This window comes from Bradyrhizobium sp. GW821-FHT13H06 (assembly GCF_058803975.1).
Genome location: NZ_JBXAPN010000009.1, coordinates 92,752 through 105,812 on the forward strand (window position 1 = coordinate 92,752; position 13,061 = coordinate 105,812).

The window sequence follows — 13,061 nt, forward strand, 5'->3', positions numbered from 1 at the left end:
GGGCGCCTGTCGGCGCCGGAGCAGCGGAGTGGGTACGATGCGAACCGTTTCGAAATGGATCCTGGCTTTGGGGGCGGCAGCAGCCGTGAGCGCAGCGGCAAGCCCGTCATGGGGGCAGCAGACGATCCGCGTCGGCTGGACGATCCCGGCCGAGGAATCCAAGTACTGGATGATGCGCAGGCCGGCCGAGTTTCCCAGTATCGGCAAGACCTACAACATCGAATGGACCCAATTCCAGGGCACCGCGCCGATGACGCAAGCATTGGCGGCCGGCGCGCTGGACTGCGCGACGCAGGCGCCACTGTCGCTCTCCAATGGCGTGGTCGGCGGCAATCTCAAGGCCTATATCGTTGCGCAACACGTCTTCGAAAAGCCTGGCGGTTTCTCGGTCTATTGGGCCGTCAAGGATGACTCGCCCATCAAGACAATCGCCGATCTCAAGGGCAAAACGGTCGGTATTTCGGTGATCGGTGGCGGCACGCAAGGGCCATTCAACCTGCTCTTGAAGCAGAATGGCGTCGATCCGGCCAAGGACATCAAGCTGGTCGAAGTCGGCTTTGCAGTTTCCGAGGACGCGCTGCGCCAAGGCCGCGTCGATGCCGTCAACATGAACCAGCCGTTTGCCGCACGCGCGGAGGCCAAGGGCGGCACGAGGAAGCTGTTCTCGCTGTCCCAGGCCATGCCGAACATCGTGCACATCCTGGAAGCCTGCCGTGCCGATTTCGTCGACAAGAATCCGGAACTGGTCAAAGCCTATGTCCGCGACATCACGTCAGGCATGAAGAAGGCGCTGGCGAACCGTGAAGAGACCTTGAAGGTCGTATCGGAGGTGCTGAAGGCGCCCGTTCCGGTGCTTGAGACCTATCTGCTCAAAGACAATGATTTCGGTCGCGATCCAGGCGCAGCACCAAACTTCCCCGCGATCCAGAAGATGCTGGATATCTATGCAGAGACAGGAATGCTGCCCAAGTTGGATGTCGCGCAGTTCAAGCATCAGACGATCGTCGCTCCGCTGGAATAGAAGCGGGCGAACGATCGTGCGTGAGACCGCAGCGTTCCGGATCATCCGGGACGCTGCATGAAGAAGATGCACATATGAAGAAGTTGCGATCACGCGTCACCACGGACGGGCTCGACCGGGCCCCGCATCGTGCATTCATGCGCGCCATGGGGCTGGACGACGCTGCGATCGCCAAACCGATGGTAGGCATCGTCAGCATGAAGGGCGAGCAGACGCCCTGCAACATGACCCACGATTTCCAGGTGGCCGCCGCCAAGACCGGAGTCGAGGAAGCCGGCGGCACACCGCGCGAATTCTCGACCGTCTCGGTCTCCGACGGCATCAGCATGAACCACGAGGGCATGAAGTTCTCCCTGTTCTCGCGGGAACTGATCGCCGATTCGATCGAAGCCGTCGTGCATGGGCTGGCCTACGATGCGCTGATCGGGTATGGCGGATGCGATAAGACGCTTCCCGGCGTGATGATGGGTATGGTTCGCTGCAACGTTCCGTCCATTTTCATCTATGGCGGCAGCTCGCTGCCGGGCCGCGTGGACGGTCGAACGTTGACGGTGCTGGACTCCTATGAGGCTGTCGGCAGCTTCATGACCGGCGAGATCGACGGCGCCACGCTCGAGCGGATCGAGCGCTCCTGCTTGCCGACGATCGGCGCGTGCGCCGGCCAGTTCACCGCGAATACCATGGGAATGGTGTCGGAGGCGATGGGCCTGACCATTCCCAACGTCTCGATGGTGCCCGGTGTCTATGCCGAGCGGGCGCAGATGTCACGACGCGCCGGGCGGCTGATCATGGAGATGCTGGAGCGTGGTGGACCGCTGCCGCGCGATATCGTGACGCGCAAATCCCTGGAGAACGGCGCGGCGGTCGTGGCCGCGACGGGCGGCTCGACCAACGCTGCGTTGCACCTTCCTGCCATCGCGAACGAGGCCGGCATTGCATTCACGATCGACGATGTGGGCGAGGTATTTGCCAGGACGCCGCTGATCGGAAATCTGCGGCCTGGTGGCAAATACACGGCGAAAGATGTCTACGACATCGGCGGCGCGGCGGTGGTGATCCGCGAGCTGATCCAGAGCGGGCATATCGATGGCAGTTGCATCACCATCACGGGCCGAACGCTTGCCGAAGAATATGGTGCGGCCAATGCTCCCGATGGCGAGGTCGTTTACGCGTCTCGTGCGCCTATCATGCCAGATGGGGGCGTTGCAGTTCTGAAGGGCAATCTCTGTCCGGACGGTGCGGTGATCAAGGTTGCCGGTTTGAAGAGCCAGTTCTTCGAGGGCGTCGCGCGCGTTTTCGAGGATGAGGAAGCCTGCGTCAAAGCGGTTCGTGACCGCAGCTACAAGGCGGGCGAGGTCCTCGTGATCCGCAACGAAGGGCCGGTCGGCGGCCCCGGCATGCGTGAGATGCTCGGTGTCACCGCGCTGATCTACGGACAGGGCATGGGCGAAAAAGTTGCCCTGATCACCGATGGGCGGTTCTCGGGGGCGACCCGCGGCATGTGCATCGGCTATGTGTCTCCCGAGGCGTTTGTTGGCGGTCCATTGGCGCTTGTTCGCGACGGCGACAGGATCCGGATCGATGCTGTAAATCGGCAGATGGATGTCTTGCTCGACGAGCAGGAGCTCACCGCGCGGCGGCGCGATTGGAAGCAACGCCCGCCGCGTCACCGTGCAGGTGCGCTCGCAAAATATGCGCGGCTGGTCGGCCAAGCGCCGGGCGGAGCCGTTACGCATGAAGGTCCGGCAGAATGGCCGTGGTTCGAATGACGCACCGCACGTGTGCGGAGACGACGGCCTGTCTGGCAGGTTTCTTGCTAAGCTCGTGCCGCTGAATGTTCGCGCGAGTGAGACGAGATACGGGATGACGGTAGTGGCTGCGAGATCGAGCGAATGGATGAGACCGGTGACACCACAAGAGCCGGCTTCCGCAATCATCGAGATCGATCGCGTCTCGCAGGTCTTTCAGACCTCGGCGCGCAAGGATCATTTGGCGCTGTCGGACATCTCGCTGACGATCGAGGAGGGCGCCTTCGTCTCAATCCTCGGTCCGTCCGGCTGCGGCAAGTCGACACTGCTCTATATCGTCGGTGGCTTTGTCAGCCCGACCAGCGGCATGGCGAAGATCAAGGGACATGCGATTACCGGGCCCGGTCCGGATCGCGGACCGGTGTTCCAGGAGTTTGCTTTGTTTCCCTGGAAGACCGTGCTGGGAAATGTGATGTATGGCCCACGCCAGCAAGGTGTGCGCGCCGCCGAGGCCGAAGCGCAGAGCCGGGCCCTGATCGAGATGGTCGGTCTCAAAGGCTTTGAGAATTTCTACCCCAAGGAATTGTCCGGCGGCATGAAGCAACGCGTGGCGCTGGCGCGGACGCTCGCCTACCATCCCGAAGTTCTGCTGATGGACGAGCCATTCGGGGCGCTCGACGCGCACACCCGGACTCGCCTGCAGAACGATCTTCTGACCATCTGGGAGCGCGACCGCAAGACGGTGCTGTTCGTCACCCATTCGGTCGACGAGGCCGTCTTCCTCTCGGACAAGGTCGTCATGATGTCGAAATCTCCGGGCCGCATCCGGCAGGTCATCGACATTGATCTGCCGCGGCCGCGCCGCCGCAATGAGCTGTTGCTCGATCCCCGCTATCAGAAGTACGTCGTCGATATCGAGCGCATGTTCGATGAGAGCGACGAAGCCGGGCATGTCTCATGATGACACCGGCTGCGTTGACCAAGCGGGCTGCTCCGGTGCTGGCCTGCATCGGATTGCTGGCGGTGTGGCAGGTTGCCTCGCTGGCGCTGGAGAACGACAGCTTCCCGACGGCGATCGAGGCGGTCCGGGCAATTCCGGACATTCTCGGCGACAAGGAGTCCCTGATCAACATCCTTGCTTCGCTTCGCCGCATGGCGATCGGGTTCGGTGTGGCGGTGCTGGTTTCGATTCCACTGGGCCTGTTGATGGGACGCAGCCGGGGCGTCGCGGCCTTCTTCAATCCGCTCCTGATGGTGATTTATCCGGTGCCGAAGGCCGCCTTGATGCCGATTATCATGCTTTGGCTGGGCGTCGGCGACATCACCAAGACACTGGTGATCTTTCTGGGAGTCAGCCTCCCCGTGATCTACCACAGCTTCGAGGGTTCCAAGGCCGTCGAAGAGAAGATGCTTTGGTCGGGGGCTGCGATGGGGCTTTCGCCCGCACAACGGTTGGTGCGGATCGTGCTGCCCGCAGCGCTGCCGGAAATCCTGACCGGGTGCCGCACGGGATTGGTGCTGGCGCTGATCACGATGATCACAAGTGAGATGATTGCCCGTCAATCTGGCGCCGGCAATATCCTGTTCAATGCGCTCGACATGGGCCAATACGACACCGTCTTTGCGATGATCATCATCGTGGGGGCGATGGGAATTTTCCTCGACGCGCTTTTCGAAAGGGCTCGTGCCAGACTTGTGCGTTGGTCCGAACCGCAGTTCGACATGCCGCTGAGCTTCTCATGATGTCGCGCTTTTTCTCCCCAAACGTCTTTCTTGGGATTGCCCCGATCGTGCTGGTGATCGCGGTATGGCAGGGCCTTGTGTCATTCGGCTTTGCGCCCGCGGTCTTGCTGCCGCCGCCGGGGTTCGTCTTCGGCCGGCTGCTTCAGCAGCTCGTGACGTTCGCGTTTCAGCAGGAGATCGCGGCAACGCTGATCCGGCTGTTTGCGGGGTTTGCGATTGCGGTCGTGCTTGGCGTGAGCATCGGTATCGCGGCTGCCGCCAACCCCGCGATCAACGCCGTGGTCCGTCCTATCGTCCGCGTATTGGCGCCGTTGCCCAAGGTTGCCCTCTATCCGGCGCTCCTGCTCCTGCTCGGGTTCGGCCACGGATCGAAGATCACGTTGGTGGCGGCGGACGCGCTCTTTCCCATTCTGCTCTCCACCTATTACGGTGCATCGGCCGTCGAGCAGAAGCTGATCTGGTCGGCCATGGCGGCAGGAACGCCGCGCTATGAAATCCTCTTCAAAGTGGTGCTGCCGGCCGCGATGCCGTCGATCCTGACGGGATGCCGGATCGGCCTTGTCATTTCCTGCATCGTGGTGTTTCTGGCCGAGATGATCACGTCGACGGACGGATTGGGGCACGCGCTGGTGACGGCGGCCCGAACCTTCCAGGCCGTCGATATGTTCGTGCCCCTGATCACGATCTCGCTGCTGGGGCTGATCCTGAACGGCCTGCTGGGAGCGCTGCGCTCGTACTTGCTCCGGGGCTTCCCTGAAGCGTAACAACAAGAACTCTGAAGACCGGGAGAGAACCATGCTGGCCGATCGCATCGAAGCAAAATGGATTGACGCATTCTGCGAGATATTCGAGCGATGCGCCGTCAAGGCCGGCGATACCGCGGCGATCCTCTCGGAAACCCAGTCGCGTGCGTTGAACGTGCATCTGGCGGAGCTTGCCCTGCTGCGGATGGGAGCGCGGCCGTTTCATGTGGTGATGCCGACGCCGCGTAACCGGAACATCGTTCCGGTTCGTTCGACCGGAGCGAGCGAGGCGATCCAGCGGCTTGGACCGGTGATCAGCGCGCTGCAGCAGGCCGGTTTCGTGGTGGATTGCACCATCGAGGGCCTGATGCACGCGGTGGAGACGCCTGAGATCCTCAAAGCCGGCGCGCGGATCCTGGTGATCTCCAATGAGCATCCCGAAGCGCTGGAGCGCATGGTGCCGGATTCCGCGCTCGAGAAGCGCGTTCGTGCAGCGGCCAAGATGTTACGCGCGACCAAGCGCATGCGGGTGACCTCGAAGGCCGGCACGGCGCTCGATGTCGACATGGTCGGCGCCTCCACGGTCGGTGTGTGGGGTTGGACCGACAAACCCGGCACCCTGGCGCATTGGCCCGGCGGAATCGTCGTCAGCTTTCCCAAGAGCGGAACCATCAACGGCACGCTGGTGATGGCGCCCGGCGACATCAATCTCACTTTCAAGCGCTACCTGACGTCTCCTGTGAAGATGACGTTGAAGGACGACTATGTCGTCGAGCTGGAAGGGGAAGGCACGGATGCTGCGATGATGCGTGCCTATCTCGCCGCCTGGGGCGATCGCGAAGCCTACGCCGTGTCGCATGTCGGCTTCGGTATGAATCCGGGCGCGCGCTACGAGGCGCTGTCGATGTACGACCAGCGCGACACCAACGGCACCGAGATTCGGGCCGTCTCCGGCAATTTCCTGTTCTCGACCGGCGCGAATGAATTTGCAGGGCGCTACACGGCAGGACATTTCGACCTGCCGATGATGGGAACGACGATTGAGCTCGACGGCGTTGCGGTGGTCCGGGAGGGCGTGCTCCAGGACGTCTTCGGCTAGTTGCGGTCGAGCACCGGGGGGCGCGCCAGTCCGAAATGCCGGAGCAGGTCGACCATGGCCTGGAGCCGCTTCGCGCGATAGGCGTCGATGTCGAGCCCGGAATAATCGAGAAATCCTGCACCCGTGCGCAGGCCGATCCGGCCTTCATGCATGTTGCGTGAAATGACGTCCGGCGCCCGATAGCGCTCGCTGCCGAGTGCGCCTTCGAGATAGCGGCTTGCATAGTACAGGATGTCGCCGCCGCCCCAGTCGATGAACTCGAGCAGCCCGAGCACGGCATAGCGGAAGCCGAAGCCATAGCGGATCGCCTTGTCGATCTCTTCGGCGCTGGCGACGCCTTCTTCGACCATGCGAGCGGCCTCGTTCATCGCCAGCGCCTGGATGCGCGGGACGATGAAGCCAGGCGTCGCCGCACAGACCACGGGCACCTTGCCGATGCCTTCGAGCAGTGCCTTGACCTCCTCGATGATGGCGGGATCGGTGGCTTTGCCGGGAGAAACTTCGACCAGCGGGATCAGGTAGGCCGGATTGAGCCAATGCACGTTGAGAAAGCGACGAGGGTTCACGATTGCGCCGGAGAGATCGTCGACAAGAATGGTCGATGTCGTCGATGCGATGATCGTGTCCGGGCCGACTTGCCTTGAGGCGGCCCCCAGCACCTCCCGCTTGAGCTCGACGACCTCGGGAACGCCCTCGAACACCATGCCGGCCTCAGAGAGCGCTGGACCGCTTTCGCCGGCCGCGACCACCGAGACCCGCGCGATGAGCGGCTCGACGTCTGCTTCGCTCAGCAGCCCGAGCTTCGACAGGCTGGCAAAGGTCTTCCTGACCTCGCCGAGTGCGTCCGCTTCCAGCTTGTTGAAATCCTCCGCGGAGCGCGCCTTGATGTCGATCATCGTGACCCTGTGGCCCGCATAGGCGAACGCGACCGCGATGCCGCGTCCCATGCGGCCGGCGCCGAGGCAGGCGATATTGACGTGATTGGTCATCGATCAGAATCCGTTGCGAAGCAGCGTCTGCAACTCAGCCTTCCTGAGATTGCCGAGCCCCAGCGTTTCGAGCGTTCGGCCACCTTGCGCAAAATCCTCGCCGCAGACCACGCCACCTATCGACAGGAACGCTTTGGCGAGCGGCGTGGCCACACCAGCCAGATCGGCGACGGACACCAGCAGAGACAGCCCGAGCCGCAGATCCTCGCGCATGTAGCGGTGCTCGCTCAGCACGATCCGTTCGCGCCAGTCGCCGGAATCGGTCAGCCGGTCGTGCGAGCCCCGGCCATACATCCAGATCTCGCCTTCTCTCGCGTAATGATGAGCGAGCGGGAAATGTGGTGCAGCATAGCCGAGCGCCTCGCGCACGGCGATCCGCTCGGCATCGAGCGCGTCGGTGACCCGCCGGATCGCGGCTTGCGTGCCTTCCTTGTGAATGTCCCAACGTTCGAAATGTTCGATCGGGCCGGCGTTCATCACGATCAGCGGCGGATGGATGATGGGTCCTGCATTCATCAGCGCGCCTGACAGAGCATCCCCGCACGGCTCGATCACGCCCGGGAAAGCGCGTCCGATGACATCGAGTGCGTGGGGCGCCTGGTCAAGCGGGAACACACCGACTGGCAATCGCTTGGCGCGGATGGTGATCGCGACCTCGAATGGTCCGTGCTTGCGGGTCAGCCACGGCAGCGTGCCGGTCTCCGCAAAGCTTGCCTTGGCGTGGTTGCCGGCATCCCGCGCCGCTTGGGCGAAGATCATCGAGCCGAATGTCGCCGGCGGCAGAAACACGACGTGGCCGTCTCGCAGATGCGGGGCGAGCAGGCGGGCGATATCCGGCTGTGCGAAAGCGGGGGCGGGGCACAGGATCAGCTCCGTGCCGTTGACGGCTGCGGCGATATCGGTCGTGACCAGCGCGAGTTTCACGTCGTGGCGGCCGTTGTGATCCTTGACCGTGATGCGCGCGCCCGCGGTACGATGTGCCGCGACCTGATCGGCATCGCGGCGCCAAAGCCGCACCTCATGTCCCGACAGTGCAAAATCGCCCGCGGCCGCGAAAGAGCCGTTCCCCCCACCCAGAACCGCAATCTTCAAGATGCTTCTCCTTGCGTGCGGGACTGCGTATCAAGTTGCTTCAGCAGGAAATGCTGGACCTTGCCGAGCGCCGTCCGCGGCAGATCGGTGACGAAGACGATCTCGCGCGGAACCTTATAGCGCGCGAGTTGCGCCTGAAGATGCGCCCTCAATTCGTCCGCCTCGAGCCGGCAGCCGGATCTCGCAATGACATAGGCGATCGGCACCTCGTCCCAGCGCGGGTCGGGCCGGCCGATCACGGCGCATTCGCTGACGTCAGGATGTTCGAGCAGGACACGCTCGACCTCGGCCGGGTAGACGTTTTCCCCGCCGGATATGATCATGTTCTTCTTGCGGTCGCGGACCCAGAAATAGCCGTCAGAATCGCACAGGCCGATATCGCCGGTGCGATACCAGCCGTCGTGCAAGGCGTCGCGCGTTGCGGCCTCGTTGCCCCAATATTCAAAGAACACGTTGGGCCCGCGCACCGCGATCTCGCCCGGCGTGCCCGCGGGCATCTCATTGCCAGCCTGATCGATCACTTTGGCTTCACAGCACAGGCCGGCAAGGCCGGTCGATCCCAGGCGCGAAAGGTCGCCGCCGAGCCTTGTGTAGATTGCGATCGGGCAGGTCTCGGTCGAGCCGTAGACTTGAAGCACCGGGACATCGCGCGTGACAAAGCGCTCGATCAGGTGCGGAGGCACGATGGTCGAGCCTGTTGCGACGGCCTTGAGTGACGAAAGATCGGCGGTCGCCCAGGCGGGATGCTCGCTCACCGCCTGGATGATCGCAGGCACCAGCACCGTGAGCGTCGGCCGCTCCTGTTCGATGGCAGCAAGCGCGGTATCGGGCGTAAAGCGCGCATGGATCGTGACCGTCGCGCCCAGTTGGAGCGCCGGCGTCGTCTGGATGTTGAGGCCGCCGACGTGGAAGAACGGCAGCACGGTCAGCACGTGGTCGTCGGACGTCATGTTGTGCATGTGCTGGCTCATGACGCTGTTCCAGAACAGTGCCTCCTGGCGCAGCACTGCGCCTTTCGGCCGCCCGGTCGTTCCCGACGTGTAGACGATGAGCAGCGGACACGAGAGATCGGTGTGCGGATTTCGGCTGGTGCCGTCGCTCCTGGCCAGCAGACCTTCGAATGTTGTGCCGCCGGGCGGTGCGAAGTCGAGGCCGATGACGGCAGTTCCCGGTGCGGACTGCGCGAGCGTGGAAAGAAGTCCCTCAAAGGCTTGCTCAAGCACGAGCACTTTGGCGCCGGCATCGCTGAGAATGAATAGCTGCTCGGCGAAAGCCAGCCGCCAGTTCAGTGGCACCAGGATAGCCCCGAGCCGCGCGCACGCGTAGAGCAGCACCAGATAATCGGGCCGGTTCAGGCTCAGAATCGCGACGCGGTCGCCGCGGCCGACGCCAAGCTCCTGCTTCAAGGCGGTTGCGGTCCGTTCGATGCGTGCGGCGAATGCCGCATAGCTCAGCCGCTTCCCTTCGAAGGAAATAGCCGTCTTGTCTGGAGCGAACGCCGCGTTGCGGTCTATCAGGCTACAGAGGTCCACCGTCAGTCGTCCGTTTCACCGGCCTCGTACAGCGCTTCGCGCCCGATCCGGTCGAGGCAGAGCTCGGCGGTCCAGGGCAGCATCAGCGAGCCGCAGCGGCTGTCGCGATAGATCCGCTCGAGCGGCAGCGACCTGAGCATGGCCTGACCGCCGCAGGTGCGGATCGCGAGCGCGGCAAGCTCATTGGCGCCCTCCATCACCGAATATTGCGCGGCATAAGCCCGCAGCACCTGCTCCTTGCTCGGATTGGCGCGGGCTTCGGTGACGGCCTGGAACCAGATCCCCTTGATCTGCTCCAGCTTGATCTGCATCTGCGCGACCGCGATCTGCTTGGTCGGGTACATCCGCCGCTTGACCGGCGGCATGCCGGGCACCTCGCCGCGCAAGTAGCGCACGGTGAAGTCATAGGCCGCTTGCGCGAGGCCCATATAGGTCGGCGATAGCGTCAGGAACATGTGCGGCCAGCGCATCGCGGCCTGGAAATAGACGCCACGCGGCATCAGAGCGGAGTCCTCCGGCACGAACACGTCCTTGAACAGAAGCGTCCGCGAGACCGTGCCGCGCATGCCGAGCGGATCCCAATCGCCGACGACAGAGACCCCTTCCGACTTGGCGGGGATGGCGAGGTAAAGCGTGTTGCGGCGCGAGGCCTTCTCGCCTTCTTCGATTTCGGTGCAAAGCACGCCGTAATAGTCGGCATGGCCGGAGAGCGATGCAAAGATCTTCTTGCCATTGACGATCCAGCCGCCCTCCACCGGCCTTGCTTCCGTGCCGAACGCGACACCGCCGGCCGCCGCTGCGCCACCTTCAGAGAAGGGTTGCGAATAGATCGCGCCCTCCTCGACGATGCGCTTGTAGTGGACCGCGCGCCGCCGCTCATGCTCCGCGCGCGTCTGCTCATCCATGTCGAGATCGTCGGCCAGCGGGCCCGACCATAGTGTCGAGCACACATGCATGTTCCAGGTCAGCGCGGTTGCGCCGCAATAGCGGCCGATCTCGGCGGCAGCCAAGGCATAGGTCTGGTAGTTCGCGCCAAGTCCGCCGTGCTTCTTGGGGACTGCGATGCCGAGCAGCCCGACGCGATGCAAGTCGCGATAGTTTTCGGTCGGGAAGATCGCCTCGCGATCATAGGTCGCGGCGCGACCGGCAAAGACGCTCTGGCCGATCTCGCGGGCGCGCGCAATGATGCCGGCCTGTTCGTCGCTCAGGCGGAAAGCAACGGGATCGAAGATCGGCGCATCCAGCGCGACCTTGTCGGTCGTGGCAATAGTCTTGCTGACTTGCATGGTCATCGCGCAGTTACCTTAGGCTTTGGTCGCGAGAGAGTTCAGAAACCGGCCGAGAGCTTCGTCAAAGGCGGCAGGGCGTTCGAGATTGGCGAGATGGCCTACGCCGGCGAGCTCGACATATGCAGCCCCAGGGATATAGGTCGCGGTCTTTGCCATCATCGGGGCGGGCGCATTGTTGTCCTTGGAGCCGGACAGCAGCAGCGTGGGGACGGAGATATCCCCAAGCCTGCTGCGCTGATCGAAGCCGATGAGAGCCAGCATCATGGCGCGATAGCTTGCCTCGGGCACGCTCCCCATGCACTCGCGCGCCAGCTCCATCCCGTTCGGATCGGGATCATCGCCGACCAGCTCCTTCACCAGCGTTGGCGCCAGCGACTTCATGGTCTCCCCACGATCGAGCGGCCCGAGCCGTGCCGCGATGAATGATTTCTGCCAATCGCCGTCAGCCTTCCCGAAGGCAGGGCTGGTCTGCGCCAGCACGACCGCTCGTGCCAGTCCGGGGGACTGCACCAGCCATTTCTGGACGATCATGCCGCCGATGGAATGGCCGACCAGAATAGGTTTGACCGCACCAAGCTGTTCGATGAATTGCTGAAGCGCATCGGCCAGGGCAGCGATGCTGACGCTGGCGAGCGGCGCCGATCCGCCATAGCCCGGCATGTCCCATGCGATCGTGTGAAAGCGGTCGCCGAACGTGGCAAGCTGCTGCCGCCAGCTTCGCGCCGCGCCGCCAATGCCATGCAGGAAAATCAGGGGTATCGCGCCCGGATCGCCCGCGGCTTCATAGGCGAAGCGTCCGTCCTTTGTTATCATTGGCGCAGGCTGCGACACGCGACATCCTTTTGCTTGGCCCGTTGATGCTAACAGGCCTGTAGGGGATGGGAAGAGATAATTTTATACTTAAAGCAATTTCCGGGCCGCTTCTGTGCGGCGGTGTTCGGGAGGCGAGCGCCGGTTTCGTTGCAAAAATTTGAGGGTTAAAATATATCGGAAGAACGATCACGAGATCGGAGGGAGACAGCGCATGTCCGGATTGTCGCACTCGCCGCACGCACTGGTGACCGGCGGCGGTCGCGGCATCGGCCGCGCGATAGCTGCTTCTCTCGTCGGCGCTGGCGCGACCGTAACCGTGCTTGGCCGGAACGCGGCGGTTCTCGAAGAGGCAGTCAATGCGGGTGCGGCGCACTTTGCGGCCGTCGCTGATGTCTCGAACGAAGCGTCCCTGAAAGCTGCCATTGCCGGAGCGAGTGCGCGCAAGCCGATCGACATCCTGATTGCCAATGCGGGCAGCGCCGAATCGGCGCCGTTCGCGAAATCGGATGCCGCCCTTTTTGCGCGCATGATGGATGTCAATTTCATGGGCGTCGTGCATGCCGCCCAGGCCGTGCTGCCGGGCATGAAGGATCGGCCCTATGGCCGTATCGTTGCTGTCGCGTCGACGGCCGGGCTCAAGGGCTATGCCTATGTCAGCGCGTATGCTGCTGCAAAGCACGCCGTAGTCGGTCTCGTGCGTTCGCTCGCCCTCGAGATGGCCGGAAGCAATGTGACCGTGAATGCGGTGTGTCCAGGCTTCACCGACACCGATCTCGTTGCCGGCAGCATCGATAACATCATGAAGAAGACGGGGCGTAGCCGAGAGCAGGCGGTCGCAGAGCTCGCGAAACACAATCCGCAAGGACGCCTGATCACGCCTCAGGAAGTGGCAGACACGGTTCTCTGGCTGTGCGGTGAAGGCGCGAGCGCAATCACTGGGCAGGCGATTGCCGTGGCCGGGGGCGAGGTCTAGCGTGCCTGGTGCAGTCGGG

At 63.3% G+C, this 13,061-nt stretch carries 12 protein-coding genes; 7 read left to right on the forward strand and 5 right to left on the reverse strand.

Going from position 1 to position 13,061, the window contains the following annotated elements:
• The first annotated feature begins 37 nt into the window (after positions 1–37).
• The 6 genes from AC1RQP_RS30755 to AC1RQP_RS30780 all read left to right on the forward strand — a co-directional run bounded on the left by AC1RQP_RS30755 (position 38) and on the right by AC1RQP_RS30780 (position 6,354).
• Positions 38–1,021 (forward strand): ABC transporter substrate-binding protein, encoded by a 984-nt coding sequence (locus tag AC1RQP_RS30755; RefSeq protein ID WP_239625416.1) that lies wholly within the window; start codon positions 38–40, stop codon positions 1,019–1,021.
• A gap of 74 nt (positions 1,022–1,095) precedes the next feature.
• On the forward strand, positions 1,096–2,790 hold the full coding sequence (gene ilvD, locus AC1RQP_RS30760; protein ID WP_492940545.1) for a dihydroxy-acid dehydratase: 1,695 nt from the start codon (positions 1,096–1,098) through the stop codon (positions 2,788–2,790).
• Positions 2,791–2,884: 94 nt separating this feature from the next.
• Positions 2,885–3,730, forward strand: coding sequence for an ABC transporter ATP-binding protein (locus AC1RQP_RS30765; RefSeq protein ID WP_492940547.1), 846 nt, complete (start codon positions 2,885–2,887; stop codon positions 3,728–3,730).
• Positions 3,727–4,512, forward strand: a complete 786-nt coding sequence (locus AC1RQP_RS30770) for an ABC transporter permease (RefSeq protein ID WP_239625413.1) — start codon at positions 3,727–3,729, stop codon at positions 4,510–4,512. Before AC1RQP_RS30765 ends, AC1RQP_RS30770 begins: the two co-directional genes overlap by 4 nt.
• Positions 4,509–5,276 (forward strand): ABC transporter permease, encoded by a 768-nt coding sequence (locus tag AC1RQP_RS30775; RefSeq protein ID WP_239625411.1) that lies wholly within the window; start codon positions 4,509–4,511, stop codon positions 5,274–5,276. Before AC1RQP_RS30770 ends, AC1RQP_RS30775 begins: the two co-directional genes overlap by 4 nt.
• A gap of 31 nt (positions 5,277–5,307) precedes the next feature.
• Positions 5,308–6,354, forward strand: coding sequence for a 2,5-dihydroxypyridine 5,6-dioxygenase NicX family protein (locus tag AC1RQP_RS30780; protein WP_239625410.1), 1,047 nt, complete (start codon positions 5,308–5,310; stop codon positions 6,352–6,354).
• Here the strand turns inward: AC1RQP_RS30780 and AC1RQP_RS30785 are convergent.
• Genes AC1RQP_RS30785 through AC1RQP_RS30805 form a run of 5 tightly spaced genes read right to left on the reverse strand, consistent with a single transcriptional unit; the run spans position 6,351 to position 12,069 of the window.
• The gene (locus AC1RQP_RS30785; RefSeq protein WP_239625408.1) at positions 6,351–7,343 is read right to left on the reverse strand and encodes a 3-hydroxybutyryl-CoA dehydrogenase; all 993 of its coding nucleotides are present in this window, start codon (positions 7,341–7,343) and stop codon (positions 6,351–6,353) included. The genes AC1RQP_RS30780 and AC1RQP_RS30785 overlap by 4 nt on opposite strands.
• A 3-nt stretch (positions 7,344–7,346) precedes the next feature.
• Positions 7,347–8,435, reverse strand: coding sequence for an NAD/NADP-dependent octopine/nopaline dehydrogenase family protein (locus AC1RQP_RS30790; protein WP_239625406.1), 1,089 nt, complete (start codon positions 8,433–8,435; stop codon positions 7,347–7,349).
• Complete coding sequence (locus tag AC1RQP_RS30795) at positions 8,432–9,967, reverse strand: class I adenylate-forming enzyme family protein (RefSeq protein WP_492940550.1); 1,536 nt, start codon at positions 9,965–9,967, stop codon at positions 8,432–8,434. Before AC1RQP_RS30795 ends, AC1RQP_RS30790 begins: the two co-directional genes overlap by 4 nt.
• Before the next feature lie 2 nt (positions 9,968–9,969).
• Complete coding sequence (locus AC1RQP_RS30800) at positions 9,970–11,259, reverse strand: acyl-CoA dehydrogenase family protein (protein WP_492940552.1); 1,290 nt, start codon at positions 11,257–11,259, stop codon at positions 9,970–9,972.
• A gap of 12 nt (positions 11,260–11,271) precedes the next feature.
• Positions 11,272–12,069, reverse strand: a complete 798-nt coding sequence (locus AC1RQP_RS30805) for an alpha/beta fold hydrolase (RefSeq protein ID WP_492940554.1) — start codon at positions 12,067–12,069, stop codon at positions 11,272–11,274.
• 211 nt (positions 12,070–12,280) lie between these two features.
• Between AC1RQP_RS30805 and AC1RQP_RS30810 the strand changes: the two genes are divergently transcribed.
• Complete coding sequence (locus tag AC1RQP_RS30810) at positions 12,281–13,042, forward strand: SDR family NAD(P)-dependent oxidoreductase (RefSeq protein ID WP_492940556.1); 762 nt, start codon at positions 12,281–12,283, stop codon at positions 13,040–13,042.
• The last annotated feature ends 19 nt before the right edge of the window (positions 13,043–13,061 follow it).